The 23,556-nt window shown below is 64.9% G+C and carries 25 protein-coding genes and 1 pseudogene; 12 read left to right on the forward strand and 14 right to left on the reverse strand.

Going from position 1 to position 23,556, the window contains the following annotated elements; all coding sequences use genetic code 11:
* Both I6F17_RS36480 and I6F17_RS36485 read left to right on the forward strand, forming a co-directional pair.
* Window positions 1-395: DUF2147 domain-containing protein (locus I6F17_RS36480; protein WP_225190475.1), on the forward strand; the 395-nt coding region annotated here is incomplete at its 5' end.
* Window positions 396-574: 179 nt separating this feature from the next.
* Window positions 575-931: a hypothetical protein gene (locus I6F17_RS36485; RefSeq protein WP_225131984.1), complete on the forward strand. Its 357-nt coding sequence runs from the start codon at window positions 575-577 to the stop codon at window positions 929-931.
* 141 nt (window positions 932-1,072) lie between these two features.
* Here the strand turns inward: I6F17_RS36485 and I6F17_RS36490 are convergent, their stop codons facing one another.
* A complete protein-coding gene (locus I6F17_RS36490) occupies window positions 1,073-1,477 on the reverse strand; it encodes a cupin domain-containing protein (RefSeq protein ID WP_036012436.1) in 405 nt (134 codons plus the stop codon).
* Between the two features lie 22 nt (window positions 1,478-1,499).
* A complete protein-coding gene (locus tag I6F17_RS36495; RefSeq protein ID WP_225131985.1) occupies window positions 1,500-2,198 on the reverse strand; it encodes a ribonuclease activity regulator RraA in 699 nt (232 codons plus the stop codon).
* A gap of 257 nt (window positions 2,199-2,455) precedes the next feature.
* Between I6F17_RS36495 and I6F17_RS36500 the strand changes: the two genes are divergently transcribed.
* From I6F17_RS36500 to I6F17_RS36510, 3 genes are read left to right on the forward strand one after another with little or no spacing between them, the layout of a single operon-like run.
* Complete coding sequence (locus tag I6F17_RS36500) at window positions 2,456-3,187, forward strand: allophanate hydrolase subunit 1 (RefSeq protein WP_225131986.1); 732 nt, start codon at window positions 2,456-2,458, stop codon at window positions 3,185-3,187.
* On the forward strand, window positions 3,184-4,221 hold the full coding sequence (locus tag I6F17_RS36505; protein WP_225131987.1) for a biotin-dependent carboxyltransferase family protein: 1,038 nt from the start codon (window positions 3,184-3,186) through the stop codon (window positions 4,219-4,221). The genes I6F17_RS36500 and I6F17_RS36505 overlap by 4 nt, the downstream gene beginning before the upstream one ends.
* A gap of 32 nt (window positions 4,222-4,253) precedes the next feature.
* Complete coding sequence (locus I6F17_RS36510; RefSeq protein ID WP_225114998.1) at window positions 4,254-5,024, forward strand: 5-oxoprolinase subunit PxpA; 771 nt, start codon at window positions 4,254-4,256, stop codon at window positions 5,022-5,024.
* A gap of 109 nt (window positions 5,025-5,133) precedes the next feature.
* Here I6F17_RS36510 and I6F17_RS36515 read toward each other — a convergent pair whose 3' ends face one another.
* The 6 genes from I6F17_RS36515 to I6F17_RS36540 all read right to left on the reverse strand — a co-directional run bounded on the left by I6F17_RS36515 (window position 5,134) and on the right by I6F17_RS36540 (window position 11,807).
* Entirely contained in the window at window positions 5,134-5,286 is a 153-nt protein-coding gene (locus I6F17_RS36515; protein ID WP_036028094.1) for a hypothetical protein, read from the reverse strand.
* Between the two features lie 224 nt (window positions 5,287-5,510).
* Window positions 5,511-7,127, reverse strand: coding sequence for a sulfite reductase subunit alpha (locus I6F17_RS36520; protein ID WP_225131988.1), 1,617 nt, complete (start codon window positions 7,125-7,127; stop codon window positions 5,511-5,513).
* Window positions 7,124-8,911 (reverse strand): NirA family protein, encoded by a 1,788-nt coding sequence (locus tag I6F17_RS36525; protein WP_225131989.1) that lies wholly within the window; start codon window positions 8,909-8,911, stop codon window positions 7,124-7,126. The genes I6F17_RS36520 and I6F17_RS36525 overlap by 4 nt, the downstream gene beginning before the upstream one ends.
* A 334-nt stretch (window positions 8,912-9,245) precedes the next feature.
* The gene (locus I6F17_RS36530) at window positions 9,246-10,409 is read right to left on the reverse strand and encodes a CmpA/NrtA family ABC transporter substrate-binding protein (RefSeq protein ID WP_036012461.1); all 1,164 of its coding nucleotides are present in this window, start codon (window positions 10,407-10,409) and stop codon (window positions 9,246-9,248) included.
* Window positions 10,406-10,996, reverse strand: a complete 591-nt coding sequence (locus I6F17_RS36535; RefSeq protein ID WP_036012463.1) for an ANTAR domain-containing protein — start codon at window positions 10,994-10,996, stop codon at window positions 10,406-10,408. The genes I6F17_RS36530 and I6F17_RS36535 overlap by 4 nt, the downstream gene beginning before the upstream one ends.
* Window positions 10,997-11,243: 247 nt before the next feature.
* Window positions 11,244-11,807 (reverse strand): hypothetical protein, encoded by a 564-nt coding sequence (locus I6F17_RS36540; protein ID WP_225131990.1) that lies wholly within the window; start codon window positions 11,805-11,807, stop codon window positions 11,244-11,246.
* A gap of 190 nt (window positions 11,808-11,997) precedes the next feature.
* Between I6F17_RS36540 and rimO the strand changes: the two genes are divergently transcribed.
* Window positions 11,998-13,317, forward strand: coding sequence for a 30S ribosomal protein S12 methylthiotransferase RimO (gene rimO / locus I6F17_RS36545; RefSeq protein WP_225131991.1), 1,320 nt, complete (start codon window positions 11,998-12,000; stop codon window positions 13,315-13,317).
* A gap of 24 nt (window positions 13,318-13,341) precedes the next feature.
* Here the strand turns inward: rimO and I6F17_RS36550 are convergent, their stop codons facing one another.
* A complete protein-coding gene (locus I6F17_RS36550; protein WP_225131992.1) occupies window positions 13,342-14,283 on the reverse strand; it encodes a hypothetical protein in 942 nt (313 codons plus the stop codon).
* A 115-nt stretch (window positions 14,284-14,398) separates the two neighbouring features.
* On the opposite strand from I6F17_RS36550, the gene I6F17_RS36555 reads away from it, so the two are divergent.
* The 4 genes and pseudogenes from I6F17_RS36555 to I6F17_RS36570 all read left to right on the forward strand — a co-directional run bounded on the left by I6F17_RS36555 (window position 14,399) and on the right by I6F17_RS36570 (window position 17,246).
* Complete coding sequence (locus I6F17_RS36555; RefSeq protein ID WP_225131993.1) at window positions 14,399-14,659, forward strand: hypothetical protein; 261 nt, start codon at window positions 14,399-14,401, stop codon at window positions 14,657-14,659.
* Window positions 14,660-14,665: 6 nt separating this feature from the next.
* The gene (locus I6F17_RS36560; RefSeq protein ID WP_225131994.1) at window positions 14,666-15,058 is read left to right on the forward strand and encodes a tetratricopeptide repeat protein; all 393 of its coding nucleotides are present in this window, start codon (window positions 14,666-14,668) and stop codon (window positions 15,056-15,058) included.
* A gap of 96 nt (window positions 15,059-15,154) precedes the next feature.
* Window positions 15,155-15,785: pseudogene (locus I6F17_RS36565) on the forward strand (hypothetical protein).
* 270 nt (window positions 15,786-16,055) lie between these two features.
* A complete protein-coding gene (locus tag I6F17_RS36570) occupies window positions 16,056-17,246 on the forward strand; it encodes an acetylornithine transaminase (protein ID WP_225131995.1) in 1,191 nt (396 codons plus the stop codon).
* 114 nt (window positions 17,247-17,360) lie between these two features.
* On the opposite strand, the gene I6F17_RS36575 is transcribed toward I6F17_RS36570, so the two are convergent.
* From I6F17_RS36575 to pcsA, 3 genes are all read right to left on the reverse strand, one after another.
* Window positions 17,361-18,335, reverse strand: a complete 975-nt coding sequence (locus I6F17_RS36575) for a quinone oxidoreductase (RefSeq protein ID WP_225131996.1) — start codon at window positions 18,333-18,335, stop codon at window positions 17,361-17,363.
* An 85-nt stretch (window positions 18,336-18,420) separates the two neighbouring features.
* Window positions 18,421-19,146, reverse strand: coding sequence for a TerC family protein (locus I6F17_RS36580; protein ID WP_036012482.1), 726 nt, complete (start codon window positions 19,144-19,146; stop codon window positions 18,421-18,423).
* On the reverse strand, window positions 19,143-19,880 hold the full coding sequence (gene pcsA, locus I6F17_RS36585; protein WP_225131997.1) for a phosphatidylcholine synthase: 738 nt from the start codon (window positions 19,878-19,880) through the stop codon (window positions 19,143-19,145). The genes I6F17_RS36580 and pcsA overlap by 4 nt, the downstream gene beginning before the upstream one ends.
* A 129-nt stretch (window positions 19,881-20,009) precedes the next feature.
* On the opposite strand from pcsA, the gene I6F17_RS36590 reads away from it, so the two are divergent.
* The gene (locus tag I6F17_RS36590; RefSeq protein ID WP_225131998.1) at window positions 20,010-21,194 is read left to right on the forward strand and encodes a UbiH/UbiF family hydroxylase; all 1,185 of its coding nucleotides are present in this window, start codon (window positions 20,010-20,012) and stop codon (window positions 21,192-21,194) included.
* Between the two features lie 200 nt (window positions 21,195-21,394).
* Here I6F17_RS36590 and I6F17_RS36595 read toward each other — a convergent pair whose 3' ends face one another.
* Window positions 21,395-22,348, reverse strand: a complete 954-nt coding sequence (locus I6F17_RS36595) for an AEC family transporter (protein ID WP_036012489.1) — start codon at window positions 22,346-22,348, stop codon at window positions 21,395-21,397.
* 106 nt (window positions 22,349-22,454) lie between these two features.
* Here I6F17_RS36595 and hspQ point away from each other — a divergent pair, with 106 nt between their 5' ends.
* Entirely contained in the window at window positions 22,455-22,787 is a 333-nt protein-coding gene (hspQ, locus tag I6F17_RS36600) for a heat shock protein HspQ (RefSeq protein WP_024341905.1), read from the forward strand.
* Between the two features lie 73 nt (window positions 22,788-22,860).
* Here the strand turns inward: hspQ and I6F17_RS36605 are convergent.
* On the reverse strand, window positions 22,861-23,556 hold a 696-nt coding region (locus tag I6F17_RS36605), incomplete at its 5' end, for an invasion associated locus B family protein (RefSeq protein WP_225114987.1).

Below are 23,556 nucleotides of genomic sequence, written 5' to 3' on the forward strand. Positions count from 1 at the left end.
CGCCGGCCCCGCCTCCGCCACCTGCGCCTGCTCCCGCTCGCGTTGAGGCGGCCGCAGTGCCGCCTGCACCTGCAACTGCGCCGACGCGCGATCTCAATTCGCCGGTCGGCGTCTGGCTCACCGAGGAGAAGGAAGGCAAGGTCCGCATCGAGCAATGCGGCACCAACCTCTGCGGCTATTCGGTCGACAGCAAGTCGAACCAGAACGGCGAGCAGGTGCTGATCAACATGAAGGCGGGCAAGGACCAGAAATGGTCGGGCCGCATCCTCGATCCCAACTCGGGCTCGACCTACGATTCGACGATCGCCATGAAGGGCACCGACCGGCTGCGCGTGCAGGGCTGCGCCTTCGGCGGCATGTTCTGCGGCGGCCAGACCTGGACGCGGGTGAACTGAGATCCGCCTGATCGTTCTTACGCAGACAAGGGGCCCGCGATGCGGGTCCCTTTGCTTTTGCGCCCTGCCGTGCCGGCGTGCCCAGGCTCACACAGCCTCCGGCGCACGTGACAGCCCTCACATCGCCGGTTCCGCGCACGTGTCACGGTCCCCCGCATGGTCAACCACAGGGGCGTGTCATGAACGTGTTCCGCAAGGCTCTATTCGCCACCGCCATCGTCATCGCTGTCCCGCTGGCGCAGGCCGACGCTGCGACAAGCACGTTCGATGGCGCGTGGAACGTCCGCATTGCTTCATCAAGCCAGGCCTGCGGCAACGGCGCGACTGTCTCTATCGGCATCAATAATGGTCAGATCGCCTCGAGCAGCGCCGCAGTGACGGCGTCGGGGCGCGTCGTCGAGGCCGGCAACATCAAGGTCACCCTGAGCACCGGCATCAAGCGTGCCGTTGGCTTCGGCCGGCTCAGCGGCGCGTCCGGCTCCGGCACCTGGCGCGGCGCGATGTGCACGGGCACGTGGACCGCGGAGAAGATTTAGGTGCCGTCTCCCGGACAAGCGGCAGCGCGAAGCGTTGCCGCGCAGAGCCGGGACCCAGTGCTCTCAGTGGGTCGAAGATCTGGGCCCCGGGATCGGCGACGCATCGCCTTAAGGCGATGCGTCTTGTCCGGGACACGAGAGTCAGCCCACCGCCGCGCCATACTCCGCGTCGGTGACCGGCTCCAGCCAGGTCGAATAGACGCCGTCGAGCGCTTCCTGCATGGCGATGTGGCACATGCCGTTGGTTGGTGACGCCCCGTGCCAGTGCACTTCACCCGGCGGAATCCAGACGGTGTCGCCGGGACGGATTTCCTGGACCGGGCCGCCCTTGGTCTGAACGCGACCGACGCCTGAGATCACGTAAAGCGTCTGGCCGAGCGGGTGATGATGCCAGTTGGTGCGCGCGCCGGGCTCGAATGCGACGCGCGAGACGTTCAGCCGTGCAGGCGCCGGCGCCATGTTGATGGGGTCCTGCCACACGGTGCCGGTGAAGTGTTCCTTCGGCGCGCGGCGGGTCGGCCGCGTGCCGGCGAGCGTGATGTCCATGAGGGTCCTCGTTCCTTGTCCGTTACTTCTTGCTGGCGGCGTAGCGCGCCTTGGTTTCGGCGTTCATGGGATAGAGGCCCGGCAGCACCGCGCCGTTGTTCACCTCGTTCACGATCCAGGCTTCCATCCGCTCCTGCTCGACGCCCTCATTGAGGACGTGGTCGAGCATCGCCTGCGGGATCAGCACGCAGCCGTCCTGGTCGGCGACCACGATGTCGTTCGGGAAGACGGCAACGCCGCCGCAGCCGATCGGTTCGCCCCAGCCGACGAAAGTGAGGCCTGCAACCGACGGCGGCGCGGCATAGCCGTCGCACCAAACCGGCAAATTGGTGCCAAGCACGCCCTCGACGTCACGCACCACGCCGTCGGTGACGAGCGCGGTGACGCCGCGCTTGACCATGCGCGCGCAAAGGATGTCGCCGAAGATGCCGGCATCGGTGATGCCCATGGCATCGACCACGGCGATGCAGCCCTCCGGCATCGCCTCGATCGCGGTGCGGGTCGAGATAGGCGACGACCAGGATTCCGGCGTCGCCAGATCCTCGCGCGCCGGCACGAAGCGCAGCGTGAAGGCCGGTCCCACCAGCCGCGGCAAACCGGGGCGCAGCGGACGCGCGCCGCGCATCCACACATTGCGCAGCCCCTTCTTCAGCAGGACCGTGGTGATGGTGGCGGTGGTGATGCCGGCGAGGGTCTTGCGGGCTTCGGAGGACAGCGACATGGACGAGAACGAGCTCCAAGGTGCGGGACAGAACGCGCGCATCTTGCGAGCCGCGAGCTTTGCGTCAAGGGCCAAGAGGCTAGCAATTACGCAGGGCCGCAGCGCCGTTATGCGATGCGATAACAAGGCTTTATCGCTTCCCCTTGCATTAATTTATTGGACTTGCGGGCACAATTACGCGAAGCAGGGACAAGCGGAACTCAAGGTCGAGCCCGCGTTCCCGAGAAGCCCGATTACGACAGCGCTCTGACAGCTCAATGGCCGCGACGCTTCCCCCGCCCCGCCTTCTGCCCAGCGGCGACAGTGCCGTCACGGTCGAGTTCAGCCGCACCATCGACGACGATGCCAACCAGCGGGTGCTGGCGCTCGACAAGGCGCTGCTAGCTGCGCCCATCGACGGCATCACCGAAACCGTGCCGACCTATCGCTCGCTGCTGGTCCATTACGATCCCGGCAAGATCGGCTTCGATGCGCTGGGCGAAAAGATCCTTCCCATCGCCACCCGGCCGCTGCCGCCGGTCACCAAAGCGCGCCGCTGGCGCATTCCCGTCGCTTATGGCGGCGAGCACGGCATCGACCTCGAGGACGTCGCCAAGACGTTGGGCACCACGCCCGATGACATCGTCATCAGGCATTCTGGCGGCGATTATAAAGTCGCCATGATCGGCTTCACGCCGGGCTGGTCCTATCTCAGCGGTCTCGACAAATTCCTGCACATATCGCGGCGGCAATCGCCACGGCTGCTGACGCCATCAGGCACGATCTCGATCGGCGGCGTCCAGGCCGGCATCCAGTGCCTGGCCGCCCCCAGCGGCTGGCACCTGCTCGGCCGCACCCCGGTGCGAACCTATCAACTCCACCGCAATCCGACCTTCCTCACCGAGCCCGGTGACCGCGTCACGTTCTACGCGATCGACCATAAGACGTTCGAGGACATGGACCGCGCCGCGGAGGCCGGCGAGATCGTCGCCGAGCAGGTGGACGCATGAGCCGCCTCGTCGTTGCCAGCATCGGCCCTGCCAGCTCGGTCCAGGACGGCGGCCGTCAGGGCGCGCAGCGCTACGGCTTGACCGTGAGCGGGGCGATGGACCGGCTGTCGCTTGCGGCGGCGAACACGCTGGTCGGCAACGAGCCGTTCGCGGCCGCCATCGAGATCGGCCCGTTCGGTGCCTCCTTCACCGCCCGCGACGGCGCCGTGCGCGTGGCGATATCGGGCGCGCCGCGCAATGCGGACATCGCCGGCAGCCCGGTCGCGATGGACACCTCGGTGACGCTCAAGGATGGCGAGACGCTGACGCTCGGCTTTGCCCGCGGCGGCGCCTTCACCTATCTCGCGATCGAAGGCGCCATCAAGGGCGAGGCAGTGTTCGGCAGTCTTGCTGTGAACGCCCGCGCCGGCCTCGGCAGCCCCTACCCGCGCCCGCTCCAGGCCGGTGACGAGTTCACGGTCGATGCCGCCAGCGGCGCACCGGAGCTGCGCATCGAGCTGCCGAAGCCGGCGACCGGTCCGATCCGCGTGCTGCTAGGGCCTCAGGACGACGAATTCGACGACGCCAACAAGGCGCTGTTCCTGGACAGCGAATGGAAGATCTCGGCGACCTCCGACCGCATGGGCTACCGCCTCGAGGGCCCCGCGATCAAGCATCTGCACGGCCACAACATCGTCTCCGACGGCACGGTCAACGGCAGCATCCAGGTGCCCGGCAACGGCGCGCCGATCGCGCTGATGATGGATCGCGGCACCTCCGGCGGCTATCCGAAGATCGCAACCGTGATCACGGCCGATATCGGCCGCCTCGCCCAGACCTCGGCAGGAACCGCGTTCCGCTTCAAGGCGGTCAGCATGGCCGAAGCGCAGGACGAGGCGCGCAAGTTCGCGCAAGCGATCCGCAGCCTGCCCGATCGTCTGCGCTCCTCCGACATCGTCGCCCTCAACATCGAGGCGCTCAGCGATGCTAACGTAGCGGGCTATGCGGTCAGCGCGGTCGATTCCGGGACGTGGCAGGTCACGGCGGAGCCGTAAGCGACAACAAGACCAGAGGCGGAGAGCAACCCATGAAGACAGTCGATCTGAATTGCGACCTCGGCGAAGGTTTTGGCGCGTGGGAGATGGGCAACGACGCCGCGATGATCGAGCTGGCAAGCTCGGTCAACGTCGCCTGCGGCTTCCATGCCGGCGACCCCGACATCATGCGCCGGACGGTGGAGCTTGCGAAGGCGCGCGGTGTCTCGGTCGGCGCGCATCCCGGCTATCGCGACCTGCACGGCTTCGGTCGGCATCCGATCGCAGGGCTCAAGGCCTCCGAGATCGAGAACCTCGTCGCCTATCAGATCGGCGCGTTGCAGGCGATCGCGACTGCGGCCGGCTACAAGGTCACCCATGTGAAGGCGCACGGCGCGCTCTCCAACGTCGCCTGCGAGGACGACATGACGGCGAAGGCGATCGCTGCCGGCATCAAGGCGGTGGATCCCAGCCTGATCTTCGTCGTGCTCGCCAATTCGAAGCTGGTGAAGGCCGGCGAAGACGCCAACCTGCCGATGGTGCACGAGGTGTTCGCCGACCGCGCCTATGAGGATGACGGCAACCTCGTCTCGCGCAAGAAGCCCGGCGCGGTGCTGCACGACGCCAAGGCGATCGCCGAGCGCGTGGTACGCATGGTGCAGGACGGCGCGGTGGTGTCGGTCACGGGCAAGGTCATCAAGATGCGCACGGATACGGTGTGCATCCATGGCGACACGCCCGGCGCGGTCGAGATCGCGCGCGGCGTGCGGCAGGCGTTGAAAGCTGCGGGGATCGATGTGGCGCCGTTCAAGCGCGGGGCGTGAGCAGGGTTCGGTGTCGTAGGGTGGATTAGCGAAGCGTAAGCCACCTCTTCTGCTGCAGCCATACAAGTGGTGGGTTACGCCTTCGGCTAACCCACCCTACGCAGACACATCAAAACGGATGCACCGAGAGGGTCCCGAACACGATCGCCGCGATCACCGCAAACGCGCTGTACATCGCAACGTGGTGCATGCTCGCCCCGGTCCGGCGCGAGAGCGAGCGCGCGTAGAAGTGCAGCCTGGCTTCCGCCGATAGTTCGCGCATGGTCGATCTCCAAAGCCCCATTTGCGGGAGTATGAAGGAACAACCAGGGCGGGAGGCAAGACGGTGGCGGAAAAAGCGATGAGGGTTCTCTGGAGGCCCCCCATCGCAGATGCAAATTCTCTTCACCAGCAGGTTCCGAGAATCTTATTCGTTAGAATCCACGCCAGTTGGAACCGGGACGGATGACAATCGGATGACGCCCAACCCCGAGAGGAGTCGTCCGACTAGTACACGTCAGCCTGGAAGCGGCCAGTCTTCTTCAGCTCGGCGACGAAGCTGACGGCTTCATCGGTCGAACGTGCCCCGAACTGCGCGACGATGTCGACCAGCGCGCGCTCGACGTCCTTGGCCATGCGCTTGGCATCGCCGCAGATGTAGAGATGCGCGCCCTCGGCGAGCCAGGTCCACAATTCGCGGCCGACCTCGCGCATGCGGTCCTGCACGTAAAACTTCTTCTCGCCGTCGCGCGACCAGGCCAGCGACAGGCGCGTCAGAAGCCCAGAGGTCTTCATGGCGTTGAGCTCGTCCTGATAGAAGAAATCGCAATCGCTGCGCTGATGGCCGAAGAACAGCCAGTTCTTGCCGGGCGCGCCGGTCGCCTTGCGGTCGAACAGGAAGGCGCGGAACGGCGCGATGCCGGTGCCGGGACCGACCATGATGATCGGCGTCTTCGGGTCTTGCGGCAGGCCGAAATTGTGCGCCTTCTGCACATAGACCTTGAGCTTCTCGCCTTCGTTGATCCGCTCGCCGAGGAAGGTCGAGGCGACGCCGAGCCGCCTGCGCTTGCCGATGACGTAGCGCACCGAGTCCACCGTCAGTGACAGCTTTCCCGGCGTCGCATTGTGCGAGGACGAGATCGAGTAGAGCCGCGGCTGCAGCGGCTCCAGCGCCTCGACGAAGGCCTCGGGATGCGGCCGCGTGCCGGAAAACTTCTGCAGTGCCGCCATCACGTCGAGCGTCGCGGCATCCCCATCGGGATCCTCTCCCTGCGCCAGCGCCCGCGCCTTCTCGCGCTGCGCGCCGCCGGTGATGAAGGAGATCAGCTCGAACAGCGTGTCGGGCGCCGGCGACAGCGAGACGTCGTCGATCAGCACCTCGCGCAGCGTCTTGCCGTTGACTATGGTCGTGTGGGAGGCGCCGAGCAGCGCGATGATCTGGTCAACGAGGCCGACGTCGTTGCGCGGGAAGACGCCAAAACTGTCACCAACCACATAGTCGAGCTTGCCCTCGGAGAGATCGAACTCGATGTGATAGGTCTCCTTCTCCGACTTGCCCTTGTTGAGAAGACGGCGCGACAGGAAGGTCGCCTGGATCGGATTGTCCCGCGAGCGGCCGGGCTCTGCGATCGTCACGGTCACAGCCGGCGCCGGAGCGCCGGCCTTGTCGGTGCTCTTGTCGGTGGTCTTGGCCGCGGGCGCCTTGTCGAGCTCCTCGTACAGCGATTTCAGCATCCGCGCGGTTTCCTTGCCGCCGGGGACGCACAGATTGAGCCGCGCTTCGCTACGGCTCGCGATTGCTTCCGAATAATCGTGGCAATTGTAGCCGCACTGGCCGCAATCCTGCTGTGCCATCGCCGCCATCATCTTGCGGCGCAAGGGACGGCCTTCGGCAAGCTTCATCCGCTCGGCGATCGGCATGGTCTGGTCGTGCCACGGCGCTTCGCCGTCGTCGCCGTCACCGGCCTGCATGACGGCGGCGCCCTGCTCTGCCGACAGCGGCGTTGCGACGTCAGGCGACAAAAGCCCGGCAAAGAAGCCGTTCAGCCAGGAGCGCTGCGCATCCGAGAACGGGGCGCTGGCGGGGATGATATCGAGTTTCGGCGGAGGCGTGATCTGGTTCATGCGGACACCTGTGCATCGGCAAGCTTGCGCAGCGTTTCGCCGTCATGGCGGCGCGCGAAGGAGAGGAAGGTTTCGTCGGGCGAGGCGCGGTGGGCGAGATAGGCCTTGAGCAGCGCCTCGACCGTCTTCGGCGCGTCCTCGGCCTTGAGGTCGTGATAGACCTCCTGCCCGACATCGGCGTCGGGGCCGAACCCGCCGCCAGTGAAGAGGTGATAGCCCTCGACGGTGTCCTCCTCATTGATCGGCACGCGCGCGCCGATCAGTCCGATGTCGCTGATGTAGTGCTGCGCGCAGGAATGATGGCAGCCGGTCAGGTGGATGTTCACCGGCTTGTCCATCGCGACGCGCGGCTCGCACCAGTCACCGATCTCCGCGGCATTGCGCTTGGTATTGGACGCCGCGAAGCGGCAGCCGGCATTGCCGGTGCAGGCGATCAGGCCGGCGCGGATGTGCGAGGCCTCGACCGCGAGCCCGATCTGCTTGATCGCGGCAATGGCGAGCTCGACATTTGCGTCGCGCACGCCCGAGATCAACAGGTTCTGCCAGACCGTGAGCCGGATCTCGCCGTCACCGAGATCTTGCGCCACCTTGGCGAGGCCCCGCATCTGATCGGAGGTGAGCTTGCCGAGCGTGAGCGATACGCCAATCCAGTTGAGGCCGTCCTGCTTCTGCTTGTGCACGCCGATATGTGCCATGCGATCCGCCGCGGGACGCGGCGCGAACGCCTCTTCCGGCACGTGCGTGAACGGCGTCTTCAACCGCTCCTCGACCAGCTTGAGGAAGCCGTCATGGCCCATCGCGTCGAGCACGTATTTAAGCCGTGCCTTGTTGCGGTTGGTGCGGTCGCCATGCTCGATGAACACGCGCACGATGGCGTCGGCGACGGCGGTCGCCTGCTCCGGCTTGACGATGATGCCGGAATATTTCGCAAAGTCTTTGTGACCGGTGATGCCGCCGAGGCCGAGCCGGAACCAGACGCCGGGCTCGACGCCGAAACCTTCCTTTACCTCATAGGCCGTGAAGGCGATGTCGTTGGTCTCTTCAAGCACCGCGATCCGGCCGGCGCCGTCGAAGGCGACGTTGAACTTGCGCGGCAAACCGTAGAGCGAGCGGTCGTTGAGGATGTGGTAGTGCCACTCGCGGGCATAGGGCCGCGTGTCGATGATTTCCTGCGGATCGATGCCGGCGGTCGGCGTTCCCGTCACGTTGCGGATGTTGTCGGCGCCGGAGCCGCGCGAGCACAGGCCGAGCTCCTGGATGCCCTCGATCATTCTGATCGCGTGCTTCGGCGGGATCTCGCGCAGCTGGAGATTGGCGCGCGTCGTCACGTGGCTGTAGGGGCCGCAGAGCTCGTCGGCGAGATCGGCAAGGCCCGACAGCTGCCAATGCTTCATGATGCCGTTCGGGATGCGCAGGCGGCACATGTAGGAGTCCTGCGTCGGCGCGACATAGAAGATGCCGTAATAGCGCCAGCGGAAATTGTCCGCCGGGCTCGGCGGGGTGTTGTCGAGCGCCTGCTGGCGAAGCCGCGGATAGGCGTCGAAGGGATGCTCGTCGCGCTTGAACTTCTCCTGATCGGCGAGCTTCTTGCCCGACGCGATCACCTTGTCCTGCGCCTTGATGTGCACGGCATCGGGACCCACAGGCTCGGCATTCGCCTTGCTGCTGCCGCCACCACCACCAAGGCCGCGGCCGACGCGGCTGATCTGCAGGCCGGTCGTGAAGCCTTCGAGATAGCGTTTCTGCTCGTCGGTAAAGTCGACTGAGACCGTATCGATTTTCATGGTGTGTAACGAAGCTCCTGCGGCCACCTTCGGTGGCTTCGACGGATTGCGCGACCCGCGAGGAACGTCACGCTGGCTCAGGAGCCGGCTTCGTCACTCGCGGTCCGATCAGCTTCGTTGCTGCGGGACTTGGCTCAGCAGGCACCTATGACAAGCTGGCCGCAGCGCAACATTCAAGTTGCGTGCCAGCTTGGTCGAAATAAAAACCAATGAAGTTTCAGATGATTAGGACGTCACCCGCAAACTGCCGGATTGGGAACTCTCCCGAAATACGAGCAGCCAGCTCAAACATTAGCCAAGGATCTTAGTTGCTCAAAAGCGAAGCAACCGCGAATCAGGCCTTCCAGCGCCCGACCCCGAAGGCCTCGAGATGCCCGCGGATATCGGCGGGGTCGAAGGCCGGACCGGCAAAGGCGCCGAACGCTGCGGGAGCCTCAGGCGGCGCCCTGTTGCCAAGCGCCGCGTCGTAGAGATCGGGCCTGAACACCGCCATCGCCGTCTTGACCCCGTCAGGGGTGAGCGCCGTTTGGCCCCAGCGCACCATCTGCGCATAGAGCCAGGCGGCCTGGACCGGATCCGGCCGCCCTGCCCCTTCGCGTCCGACCAGCAAGTAGCGGCCGCTTTCGCGGAAGGTGCCATCGGGCGAGATCTTCAGGCGCCCGGTGAGGGTGCGTTGGATGACCTCGGCGTCGACGCCGATCCGTTCGGGTTGCGCCAGGATCTGCGCCGCCTCGGTCCGGTTCTCGGGATGCTCGATGAACTCGGCGGCCTTCACGGCTGCCCGCACCAGGGCTGCAACCACGTCCGGATTCTTGTCGGCCCAGGTCTGGCGGATCGCCAGCACCTTCTCCGCCGCACGGACCAGAATGTCGGCGACGAAATGCAGGATATGGCCGATACCGAGATCGACCGCGACCGAGTTCCAGGGCGCGCCAACGCAGAACGCATCGACATGGCCGTTCTTCAGACTGTCGACCATGTAGGGCGGCGGCAGCACCACGAGGCGCACGTCCTCGTCGGGATCGACGCCCGCCGCCGCCATCCAGAACCGCAATTGATAATTGTGGGTGGAGAACGGGAAGGTCATGCCGAAGGTGAGCGGCTCGGCCCCTGCCTTGCGGCGCTTGGCAACCACCTTCGCCAGCGCTTTCGCCGTCGCCATCGGGTCGAAGCGATCGCCGTCGATCTCCTCCATCAGCGCGGCATGGAGCGCCGGCGACACCGTGATGGCATTGCCGTTGATGCCGAGATTGAAGGCCGCGGCGATCGGCACCTTGACGTGACCGAGGCCGAGCGAGGACGCGATCGCCACCGGCGCGAGCAGATGCGCGGCATCGAACAGGCCGATATTGAGCTTGTCGCGGACGTTGGACCAGGAGACCTCGCGCACCAGCTCGACCTCGAGCCCCTCGGCGGCGGCAAAGCCCTTGTCGACCGCGACGATCAGCGCGGCGGCATCGACCAGCGGAATGAACCCGATGCGGAGGGGAACGGTCATTTCAGCATCTCCGACGCGGTGATGATCGACTGTGCGATCTCGCCGATTTTCTTCTTCTCGCGCATCGCGGTGGAGCGCAGCAGCACATAGGCCTCGTCCTCGGTCAGGCCCTTCACCTTCATCAGAATGCCCTTGGCGCGCTCGATGATCTTGCGGTCCTCGAGCTGCGACTTGGTGCGCTCCAGTTCCTCCTGGAGCTTGGCGAAGGCGTTGAAACGGGACACGCAAAGGTCGAGGATCGGCTTGATGCGCTCCTTCTTCAGCCCGTCGACGATATAGGCCGACACCCCCGCCTCGACCGAGGCCTGGATCGAGGCTGAATCGCTCTGGTCGACGAACATGGCGACCGGCCGCTTCACCGCGCGGCTGACCTGGAACATCGCCTCCAGCACGTCGCGGCTGGGGTTTTCGAGATCGATCACGATGATGTCGGGGTCCGCCGCATAAATACGGGCCAGCAGGCTCTGCATCTCGCTGATATGGACGACTTGGGTAAACCCGGCCTCGCGCAATCCCTCCTCCAGGATCGCGGCCCGGATCGGGCTTTCGTCGACGATCACGATTTTGGGCGACTGTTCGGCGCTCATGGCTCACTCACGGCAGCTGATTCATCCATAGCACGCCGGATCGCCCTGCAAAGGGTTGTAATTATGGGCAATTGGGACTAGCTCAGGCCGGTCAATCAGGCAGACTAGATATGGATCAGACGGCTGCGCCCAAGGTCAGCTTCGGGTCGCTCGGGTGTCCCTGACACGACGAATGTAAACTTTCCGTGCCGCCCTCCCGCAAGAAAACGCTCGCGCAGCCTTCAGCTGCGAAGCAGAACTCATGCTCTCACGGAATCTTCGCGCCAACGATCATCTTGTCGAGAAGTGGCACCGCGGCCAGCACCGCCGCCTCAGTGCGGCCGGAGACCGCTAGCCGCACGACGTAGGAATTGCCGTCCTTGTCGAGATCAGCGTAATGCGCGATCACTTCAACCGGCTGGTCCTTCAGGGATGGATTGTCGTAGCGGTTGATGATGACCTTGGGGTTGACCGAGGGAAGCGTGGTGATCTTGACATTCTTGCCGGATGTCGTCGCCCAATCGCTATCGCTCGTTGCGATCCATTGAACCAGTTCGGTCCGGTCCTCGTTATAGCGGCCTTCGGCATAGATGATTGTTTCGGCGTTACCGAATCCCTTCCCCCTAGGCACAAACATGGAGGCGCCGTATTTGACGCTTGCGGCCTCGTCCCTCGTCCACCCGTCGGGCGCCTTCACACGCGGCCTGAATTCCGGGCAGAGGCCTTTTTGCCCGCCGCAAACGCGTAAGATCTTGTCGACTTCAGCCCGCGCCGGAAACATCGCGCTCCAGGAAATGACGGCGAACACCATGCTGAAGATGAAGCGGCGCATCACAGTTTAGCTCCGTGGAAATACGAAAGAACAGAATAACAACGAAAACGTGCACGTGGAGCAATCCATCTCGGCTCCTCCACTCACACGATCGGAACCGGCCCATAGGTTAGTTATTGAATTTCGCCATCGGTTCAATTACTTGGATCACTAAATCCGGACAATTCAGATCTAGGCTTCAGGCGATACCATGGATAGAGCGCCGCGTATTTCTTTTACCAGTCTCGGCTGCCCGAAGGCCTTGGTGGATTCCGAGCGCATCATCACGCGCCTGCGCGCGGAGGGCTATGAGCTCGCCCGCATGCATGACGGCGCCGACATCGTCATCGTCAACACCTGCGGCTTCCTCGACAGCGCCAAGCAGGAATCGCTCTCGGCGATCGGCGATGCCATGGCCGAGAACGGCAAGGTGATCGTCACAGGTTGCATGGGCGCGGAACCGGAAGCGATCGAGCAGGCCTATCCGGGCGTGCTGTCCATCACCGGCCCGCAGCAATATGAGAGCGTGCTGGACGCCGTGCACCGCGCGCTGCCGCCGGCGCACAATCCGCATCTCGACCTGGTGCCGCCGCAGGGCATCAAGCTGACCCCGCGCCACTACGCCTATCTGAAGATTTCCGAGGGCTGCAACAACCGCTGCACCTTCTGCATCATTCCGAAGCTGCGCGGCGACCTCGTCTCGCGCCCCGCCGATGACGTGCTGCGCGAGGCCGAGCGCCTCGTCGGCGCCGGCGTCAAAGAGCTCCTGGTGATCTCGCAGGACACCTCAGCCTACGGCGTCGATCTCAGATATGCCGAGAGCCCGTGGAAGGACCGCCAGGTCCGCGCCAAATTCCTCGACCTCGCGCGCGAGCTCGGCGAGTTGGGAGCCTGGGTCCGGCTGCAATATGTCTACCCCTACCCGCATGTCGACGAGGTCATCGCGCTGATGAACGAGGGTAAGGTGCTGCCCTATCTCGACATCCCGTTCCAGCATGCGAGCCCCGAGGTGCTGAAGGCGATGAAGCGTCCGGCGGCGCAGGACAAGACGCTGGCGCGGATCAAGCGCTGGCGCGAGGAATGTCCCGATCTCGCCTTGCGCTCGACCTTCATCGTCGGCTTCCCCGGCGAGACCGATGCCGACTTTGCCTATCTGCTCGACTGGCTCGAGGAGGCCGAGATCGATCGCCTCGGCTGCTTCAAATACGAGCCGGTCGCCGGCGCCACCTCGAACGCAATCGAGCATCCCGTCCCTGAAGAGGTCAAGCAGGAGCGCTACAACGCGCTGATGGCCCGGCAGCAGAAGATCTCGGCGCGGCGGCTGAAGCGCAAGGTCGGCACGCGGCAGCAGGTCATCATCGACGAGGTCGGCCCGACCGTGGCGAAAGGCCGCTCCAAAGCCGATGCGCCGGAGATCGACGGCGCGGTCTATCTCTCCAGCCGCCGCCCGCTCCGAGTCGGCGAGATCGTCACCGCCAAGATCGAGCGCGCCGACGCATACGATCTGCACGGCAGCGTCGCGGGGTTCTGACCGCGTCCGTCATTGCGGAGACAATCAAGCCAGCCATTTCGGCACCCAGCGCTCCGGGCGTGGTGCGCGGGCGAGATCGGCTTTCGCCTCGGAGAGCAATGCCGGTTCGCCCTCGATGGTCGGACGCGCATCGTATTCGAAGCTCGGCATGACGCGGCCGTCGGCGTAGAGGCCGAACCTCATCGCATACCATAACCCGAGCTCAGGCTGAGCCTTCCACATCTGTTCGCGCAGATCGCGCAGCAGGGATTCGATCGAAGCGGCTTCCTCGAACGGCTGCGGCCCGCGCGTCAGCACGCGCGCTTGGTATTGCTTGCCGACGATCGCGACCTCGAAACGCGTCTTATCCCAGGCATTCTTGCCCTTGGGCAGATGGGCGGCCAGCCGCCAGCCGAGTTCGGCCATCATGCGATGGTTAGCCCAATAGTCCTCACGGTCCCGGCTCCATTTTTCCATGAAGCCGCGGAAATCAGGCAGCTCCGGGGGCCCGTCGTCGCACGCCGCCTTGTCGCCAACGGGCTGTCCAGCGAGCCATTGCGCAAGTTCGACGGTCTGAGGCTCGACTTCGTCATGCGGCTTCAGATCGCTCCAGGCCCTGTCGAATTGCTGCGACGTCAGCCTCGTCAGCAGCGCATCGAGGCTCGGCGCCAGCAATTCGTAGTCACCCTCGGATCCCAGCCCGACGATCGGTGGATTGTCACGATCAAGACCGGCGCCATACCAGCCGCCGACGGCCGAGCCGTCAGGCAGGCGCATGAACAGCGAGAACCGGTCGCGCAACGGACTGCCGTCGACGATCGGCGCGGAGTCCGAGAATTGGCCCTGCAGCGAGAAGCAGCCGACGCTGCCCCAGGGACGCCCCTTCAGCCAGGCCGCAAAGTCGACCAGCAGCGGCAGCGCCTCGACGCCAGGCGGAAACGCGCCGCGAATGCTGTCGAGGTCGATCGGATAGGGCGTATCGGACAAGGCGTTGAGCTATCTGGTTGGTTCTTGGTCTGGGCGGTGATGCATTCGGTTCGAACCAAGTCGCGTCCTTCGATCACAAACGCGCTAGAGGCGCAATGGTTTCGACGCGGAAACAATGACACACGATGAAACGTCAGGGGTTCTCCTCAAGCTGTCCGCAATCGGCCTGACGATGGCCCTGCTCGCGCTGCCGGCCCCCGCCAACGCGCGATCACCATCCGCCGCACAGGCCCGCCAGTGGTGCTTCGCAAACGACGGCGGAGGCAGCGACGACCGGCGCTTCGCCGGCTGCTCGGGCTTGCTCAAGGCCAATCCCGACGATGTGCACGCGCTCGCCAATCACGGCGAAATGTTTCGGCGACGTGGGGAGCCCTAGCGCGCCGTGGCGCTGGCGCTCGACGATTACGACCGCTCCATCAGAGCGAATGCGAACCGCGCGGACGTGTTCAATTCGCGCTGCTTCACCCGCGCGATCGTCGGCCGCCTGCAGGAGGCGCTGGCCGATTGCGAGCAGTCGCTCAAGATGGCTCCCAACGATGCCTACACGCTGGACAGCCGCGCCCTTGCCCATCTCAAGCTCGGCGACCTCGACGCGGCGATCGCTGATTACGATGCCGCGCTGAACATCAAGCCGGGACTCGACGGTTCGCTCTACGGCCGCGGACTGGCGAAGCGCAAGAACGGTGACAGCGAAGGCGCCGAGCGCGACATCGCGGCCGCAAAGGCGATCAACGCCGGCATCGCCGATGTGTTCTCGCATTACGGTGTCGAGTAATCGTCACGCAGGAATGTGACACTATAATGCATTCACGCAGGGGTCACGGACTCGGCCTAACTCTGCCCGCGTCTTCAACGCGAGCGAGGAATGAGGATGAGCCGCCTCTCGGACATGCTGCGCACGCAGCGCTTCGACGATTACCGCTTCTACCACCAAAGCACCGTCAACCAGACGCTGCACCTGATCAGCGCCGTCATCTTCCTCGGCTGCTATGCCCTGCTGTTCAAGGACCCTGCTCTCGCCGGCATCGTCGGCTGGCTCGCGATGCTGACGCGGCAGACCGGGCATTTCTTCTTCGAGCCGAACGGCTTTGACGCCGTCAACGACGTCAGCAACGACTACAAGGAAGCGGTCAAGGTCGGCTACAACCAGACCCGCAAGATCGTGCTGCTGCTGGTCTGGGGCAGCGCGCCGCTTGCGCTGCTCGCCTTTCCGACGCTGTTCGGATTGTTCGATGCGCCGGCCTCCCACCTCGATTTCATCCGGCATGTCGGCGCGCTCTGGCTGGCCATCGGCATCGGCGGCGGACTTGCGCGCATGCTGCAGCTCTTCGCCACCCGCGACGTCACGACGGGCCTGGTCTGGGTGTTCAAGGTGCTGACCGACCCCTTCCACAACATCGCGCTCGCCGCTTAAGCTGCTGCGCGGCGAGCTGATCGACACCGCGATCGCGGACGCGGGTTGGGGCGGTGAAGAGGTCGAGGAAGCCGCCCACCCGACCTGACCGATACACGCTCGGCGAGCAACTTGCAAAATGCCTGCTTGACAAGTCCTGCCATTCGGCTGTACGGACGCGCCCCATGATCAACGCCCGGACCAACCAGCGCACCGAAATGCTCCGCCGTCGCTCCCGCGACGACGAGAGGGTGCGCCATGTCCGAGGACGCCGCTGAACCACTGAATTCAGCCAGTTTTCGAGAAAGGCCGCACCCGCAAGGTGCGGCCTTTCTGCTTTTTGCGCCCTTTTTCCACCCCGCCTCCAGAGGAGTACGATATGACCACGCATCCGTATGACGCGCTGATGGACATCACCGCACGGCCCAAGACCGTGTTCGTCCGCGGCGCCGGCTCCTACCTCTGGGACGACACCCGCAAACGCTATCTCGATTTCGTGCAGGGCTGGGCCGTGAACTGCCTCGGCCATTCCCCGCCCGCGATCGCCGACGCGCTCGCCGCTCAAGCCAGGCGGCTGCTGACGCCGAGCCCGGCCTTCTACAACGAACCGAGCCTCAAGCTGGCGCAGGCGCTGGTCGAGCACAGCGCGTTCGATCAAGTGTTCTTCGCCAATTCGGGCGCTGAAGCCAACGAAGGCGCGATCAAGCTCGCGCGCAAATATGGCAGCCTGCACAAAGGCGGCGCGTTCGAGATCATCAGCTTCGAAGGCGGCTTCCACGGTCGGACGCTGGCGACGATGTCGGCCTCGGGCAAGAAAGCGTTCGAGCCGCTGTTCGAGCCGAAGGTCGCGGGCTTCAAGAAGGCCAAGCTCAACGACATCGGCTCGGTCGAAGCCCTGATCAACGCCAACACCGTCGCCGTGATGCTCGAGCCGATCCAGGGTGAATCCGGCGTGTGGCCTGCGACCGATCAGTTCCTGCAGCAGCTGCGCGCGCTGACCGAGGCGCACGGCCTTTTGCTCATCTTCGACGAGATCCAGACCGGCATGGGCCGGACCGGAAAGCTCTTCCATTACGAGCACACCGGCATTGCGCCCGACATCATGACGCTCGGCAAGGGCATCGGCGGCGGCGTGCCGCTCGCGGCCCTGCTCGCGACCGAACGCGCGTCATGCTTCGAGCACGGCGACCAGGGCGGCACGTTCAACGGCAACCCGATCATGTGCGCGGCAGGCCTCGCGGTGCTCGAGGGGGTCAAGAAGCCAGACTTCCTGAAACAGGTCGCCGAGACCGGCCTCCTGCTCGAAAGCGAACTGCAGAAGGTCTCGGCCCGGCATGGCCTCGGTGGCGTGCGCGGACGCGGCCTGTTGCTCGCGCTCGATCTCAAGCTGCCGATCGCACCCGGCATCGTCGCGCAGGCGTGCGAGGCCGGCGTGCTGCTCAACGCCCCGCAGCTCGACAGCTTGCGCTTCATGCCGGCGCTGAACGTCACGAAGGCAGAGATCGCCGAGATGATCGAATGTCTCGATGCGATCTTGACCAAGGCAGGCGCGGCAAGACGCGTCGCGTAGTGCTGTAGGGATGGGCAAAGCGAAGCGTGCCCACCATCTTTCACCGCAATGAAGATGGTGGGCACGGCGCTCCGCGCCTTTGCCCACCCTACGAAACCGCCGATGCCGAAAGAGCTACGGCTTCAAGATCGAAGCCCCGGTGGTCTTGCGGCTTTCGAGATCGATATGCGCCTTGGCAGCGTCCTTGAGCGCGTAGGCGTGGTTGATCGGCACGTGCAGCTTGCCGTTGATCACCGCGGCGAACAGGGTGTCGGCGCCTTCGAGCAGTTCCTTGCGCGTGCCGACATAATCGTTGAGCTTCGGCCGCGTCGCGAACAGCGAGCCGTGATTGTTGAGCTCGGCGATCGCGAACGGCGGCACGGGGCCCGACGCATTGCCGAACGAGACGAACATGCCGCGCGGCTTCAGGCAGGACAGCGAGCCCGGGAACGTCGCCTTGCCGACGCCGTCATAGACGACGTCGCAGCCCTCGTTGCGGCTGATCTGCTTCACGCGCGCAACGAAATCCTCCTCGTTGTAGAGGATGACGTGATCGCAGCCATTGGCCTCCGCAAGCTCGGCCTTCTCGCGCGAGCCGACGGTGCCGATGACATGCGCGCCGAGCGCCCTCGCCCATTGGCAGGCGAGCAAGCCGATGCCGCCGGCGGCGGCATGGACCAGCACGCGATGATGCGGCTCGACCTTGAAGGTCTTGTGCAGGAGATACCAGACCGTCAGCCCCTTCAACATCAGCACGGCGCCCTGCTCGTAGGTGATGTGATCGGGCAGCTTGACCAGCTTCTCCCAGGGGATGTTGCGCTCGCCCGTATAGGCGCCGAGATTGTGGTAATAGGCGACGCGATCGCCGGGATGAAAATTCGTGACGCCTGGCCCGACCGCTGTGACCTCCCCGGCGGCCTCATTGCCGGCGATGAAGGGCAGCCCCGGCGCCTTGTAGAGGCCGGTGCGGTAATAGACGTCGATGAAGTTGAGGCCGACCGCATGCTGGCGGATGCGCACCTCGCCGGGCCCGGGCGCCGGCACGTCGACGCTCTCATAGACCAGGGCTTCGGGGCCTCCGACCTTGTGCACACGGATGGCTTTCGTCATCACCTGACCTCCTCTTCTTGCGGCTGAGCGAAAGCCATCGCGCCCGCCTTGTCAACTCGACGCCGACTGGAACGACCCAACGCGACTACTTGGCGGCTTTCCGGCGGTTGCGCCTGGCCAACACGTTGAAGAACTCCACCGCCGCCGAGAACGCTATTGCGAAATAGATGTAGCCGCGCGGAATGTGGAAGTGGAATCCGTCCGCAACCAGCGCGACGCCGATCAGCACCAGGAAGGCCAGTGCCAGCATCTTGGTGGTCGGATGCTCCGCGACGAATCGCGCCACCGGGCCCGCCGAAACGTACATGACCGCGCAGGCGATCACGACCGCCGCGATCATGATCTTGATGTCCTCGGCCATGCCGATCGCAGTGATGATCGAGTCCAGCGAGAACACGATGTCGATAATCACGATCTGGACGATCACCCAGAAGAAGGCGCTGCCTGTGGAGTCCTTCTCGCTCGCGTCGTGATCGGATTCGACCTCGCCGTGAATCTCATGTGTGGCCTTGGCGATCAGGAAGAGGCCGCCGCCGATCAGGATGAGATCGCGCCAGGAAAAAGCATAGCCCTGAATCGAGAGCACCGGAGCGGTCAGGCCGATCAGCCAGACCAGGAGACTGAGCAGGATGAGGCGAAAGACCAGTGCCAGCGCAAGCCCGATCTGGCGGGCGCGCTGCGCCGGTTTCTCGGGAAGGCGCGAGACGAGCACCGAGATGAAGATGACGTTGTCGATGCCGAGCACGATCTCGAGCGCCGTCAAGGTGAGCAGCGCGGCCCAGGCTTCCGGGCTGGTCAGCAGCTCCATCACGCCGACAATCTCGCAAGGGATTTCGCCAACCGGATCAAGGCATCGCTGAAGCTGATCCAGAGCGCGATGGCGCAGAGCACGACGGTCACCCCGGTGCCGACGCGAAAATCCATTTGCAGCGTGTAGAAGGCGAGCAGCGCCCAGACCGCGATCAGCGACATCGTCAGCCAGCGCAGCCGCACCACCCTGACAGGGTGCAGCACATGGAAAGGCACGAACGTCAGCACGACCAGCGCGGCGACCAGCAGCGTCGCCCACAGCGGCGGCCAATGCAGCAGGAACAGATAGAACGCGGCCGCATTCCAAAGCGCCGGGAAGCCGCGGAAATGATTGTCGTCGGCCTTCATGCGCTGGTCGGCGAAATACAGTGCACTGGTGACGATGATGGCGATGCCCAGCAAGGGAGCCGCTACCGGCAGCAGCATGCCGCTCGCGACGATCGCATAGGCCGGCACGAAGACATAGGTGCAGAAGTCGACCACGAGATCGAGCACGTCGCCCGACCAGTTGGGCTGCACGTTCTTGACGTCGAGCCGCCGCGCGATCGGCCCGTCGATCGCGTCGATGATCAGGGCGACGCCCAGCCATTGAAACATCGCCGCCCAGTGCTCGCGCACGGCCTCCAGCATCGCCAGGAGCGCGATTGCCGCGCCGAAGGCGGTGAAGATGTGCACCGAGAAGGCTGCGGCGCGGATCACCGGTCTCGGCTTCAGGGAATCCTGCTGCGTATCCATGGCTTCTGCTATCAGAATGCGACCGGTTTGCACATCCGCCATTGCGGCGCACGATCGCAAAATTCGCCATAAAATCAGGGAAATATAGGTGGGCTTGAATTTGCCGCCCGGCGTGTCAAATGTCGTTCCATGATAGACGCATCGACACTCCATGACGCGGCCGTGATCGGCGGCGGACCTGCCGGCCTTGCCGCGGCGATCGCCCTGGCGCAGGCGGGTGCCCGGACCGCACTGGTGGCGCGCCGCGTTCCCTATGCCGACAATCGCACCACCGCATTGCTCGGCGCCTCCATCGATCTATTGGAAGGCCTCGACGTCTGGTCGCGCTGCAGGGACAAGGCGGCTGCGCTGGAAGTCATGCGCCTCGTCGACGACACTGGCCGGCTGTTCCGCAGCCCCGAGGTGCGCTTCTCCTGTCACGAAATCGGCCTCGATGCGTTTGGCTACAACATCGACAACCGCTCGCTGATGCTGGCGCTGGAAGCGCGCGCGGCCGAGCTGCCCAATCTCGTCCGCTTCGACGACGAGGCCGAAAGCGTCGTCATCGAGGCCGACGACGTCGCGCTGCGCACGGCGTCCGGACAGTTTCTCTCGGCGCGCCTCGTGGTCGGCGCCGACGGCCGGCACTCGCTGTGCCGCGAGGCTGCTGGCATCGCCGTGACGCGGCGCGAGCTGAACCAGACTGCGCTGACCTTCAACATCAGCCATGCCCGGCCGCATCGCAACGTCTCGACCGAGTTCCACACGCCGCACGGGCCTTGCGTGTTCGTGCCCCTGCCCGGCGACCGCTCCAGCATCGTCTGGGTCGCAGCGCCTGCGGAGGCTGAACGGCTGCGCGGCTTGAGCGACGAGGCGCTGTCGGCGGCGATCGAGAAACAGTCGCATTCGATCCTGGGACGGATGAATGTGGAGCCTGGCCGCAACCTGTTCCCGCTCGCGATCGAGCGTCCGAAATGCTTCGGCCGCGACCGTATCGCGCTGGTCGGCGAAGCCGCCCATGTGGTGCCGCCGATCGGCGCCCAGGGCCTCAATCTCGGCCTGCGCGATGCCGCCGACATTGCCCGGCTCGCGGGCGAGGCCATCGCCGCGGGACAGGATCCGGGCGCCGACGATGTGCTCAAGCGCTATGACCGCGCGCGGCGTCCGGACATCTTGAGCCGTACCTTTGCGATCGACATCGCCAACCGCTCCTTGCTCAACGACTTCCTGCCGCTCCAGCCCGTCCGCGCCGTCGGCATGCACCTCCTCGGCGCCATCGGCCCGCTCCGGCGCTTTGCAATGCGCGAAGGCCTGACGCCGACCTGGCGCAGGTAGCCACTTGCAACTCGTCGACCGGAGCGTTCGAACACCTCTCCCGGAGGGAGAGGTCGGATCGCATCGACGATGCGATCCGGGTGAGGGCTTACGCTCTCACTGTGCGCAGCGCCCCCTCACCCGGATTGCTCAGGCGCGCAACTGCGCGCCATAGCAATCCGACCTCTCCCCGCTGGGGAGAGGTGGACCACCCTGACGCGTCAAGGAAACGCCAACCTTCCCGTCTGGATCGCCCACATCACGCTGGTCAGCGTGACCACCGAGGCGAAGGTGCCGAGCAGCACCGCGACGGAGGCGGACTCAATCCAGGCATCGTTCTGCCGGGCGATGACGAACACGTTGAGCGCCGGCGGCAGCGCGGCCATCAGCACGGCGGTGGCGGCCCAGGGCTGCGCGAACGGGCCGAACGCCAGCATCAGGGCGAACGCCGCGAGCGGATGGATCAGCAGCTTGACCGCGATCACGCCCGGCACCTCCCACGGCACCCGATCGAACGGGCGGAGCGCCACGGTGACGCCGAGCACGAACAGCGCGGTCGGCGCGGCCGCGTTCTGCAGGAAGGTGATGGTGCGGTCGAGCGCGACCGGCAGCTCGATGTGCAGCGCCGCCACCGCCGCGCCGAAGCAAGCCGACATGATCAGCGGATTGAGCACGATCTGCTTCAGCACGACGCCGAAAGCATGGACGAGCGAGGGATGGTCGCGGTCGGAAAGCTCGATCAAGAGCGGCACGATCGTGAACAGGAAGATGCTGTCGCAGCAGAAGATCAGCGCGGTCGGCGCGGCCGCCTTCGGCCCCAGCACCGCAAGCGCGAGGCCCGGGCCCATATAGCCGATATTGCCGTAGCCGCCGGAGAGGCCCGCGAGTGTCGCTTCGCGCAGCGTCAGCCGTCCGAATAGCTTGCCGACCACCAGTGCCAGCGTGAATGCCGCGACCGTCGAGAGCGTCGTCGCCACCAGGAACGGCGGGTTATTCAATTCCGAAAACGGCGTCTTCGACATGATCGCGAACAGCAGCGCCGGCAGCGACACGTAGAGCAGGAAGAAGTTCATCCAGGCGAGCCCCGATTCCGGGATGGACTTGACCTTCCCGCAAGCGAAACCGACGAAGATCAAGCCGAAATAAGGCAGCGCCAGATTGAGGATATCGACCATTGCTGAAGTTTTTTCTGAAGGCTTGGGGGCTATCCGCCCCGGAGACGAAGGTTAATTCCCAATAAGGCCACTAGCATCGGCCACAATCCTGGTCTATCGACGGGGGATGATTAAAGCGCGGACCGCCAAATTCCAGATCGGACAGGTCGTTCGCCACCGGATCTTCTCGTTCCGGGGGGTGATTTTCGACATCGATCCGGAATTCAACAACACCGAGGAATGGTGGTTGTCGATTCCCGAGGAAGTGCGGCCCCACAAGGACCAGCCGTTCTATCACCTGCTCGCGGAGAACGCGGAATCCGAATACGTCGCCTATGTCTCTGAGCAGAACCTGTTGCCGGACGATTCCGGCGAGCCGGTCCGGCATTCCCAGGTCGCCGAGATCTTCGTCAAGGACAAGGCCGGTGGCTATCGCCCGCGCAATCCCTCGCTGAACTGATCGTCGTGATCGTCGGCCAGCAAAAAAGGCGCTCGAACCGAGCGCCTTTTTCACGTCCGGGATTTGCTCCCGATTACTTCTGACCGGTCGGAGCTGCGCCCGGTGCGCCACCACCCTGCTGCTCGAGCTTCTTGCGCTGCTCTTCGGCCTTCTTCTGCAGCTCTTCCTGCAGCTTCTTCTGGGTTTCCTCGAACACCTTCGGATCGGTCGGCGGACCGTCATAGGCCTTCTGGAATTCGCCGGCGAGCGGCAGCGGCAGCGTCAGCGGCGCGCCGTTGGCATTGATCGCCTGGACAACGAGATTCTGGCCCTTCTTCATGTTGTTGATGAGCTCGGGCGTGGCCTCGTAGTCGGACATGCAGCCGTTCTGGAAGCAGATCACATAGGGCTGCTGCAGCGGCGCGTTGCTGTCGACGATGATGCGGGTGCCGTGCACGAGCTGCATGCCGAGCGGCAGCGTCACGCGCAGGATCTTCTTGGGCTCGCCTTCCGGCTCGATGATCACGGCCGCGATGACCGGCTGGCCCGATTCGATACGGCCGTCCTTGCCGGTGAAGCAGACCTGCTTGGCATTGGCGTCCTGGCCCTTGAGGCAGAACTTGGTCCAGGGCGCATAGATCAGCTGGATCTGCTGATCGGCGGGCTGAGCTGCACCCTGCTGCGGGGCGCCTTGCTGCGGGGGAGCTTGCGGGGATGCTGCGGGCGCCGGAGCCTTGGGAGCTGCCTTGGGAGCAGCCGCCTTCGGAGCCGGGGCCGGGGAGGCCTTGGG

Source organism: Bradyrhizobium sp. NBAIM18 (genome assembly GCF_020193825.1).
Classification (GTDB): Bacteria; Pseudomonadota; Alphaproteobacteria; order Rhizobiales; family Xanthobacteraceae; genus Bradyrhizobium; species Bradyrhizobium yuanmingense.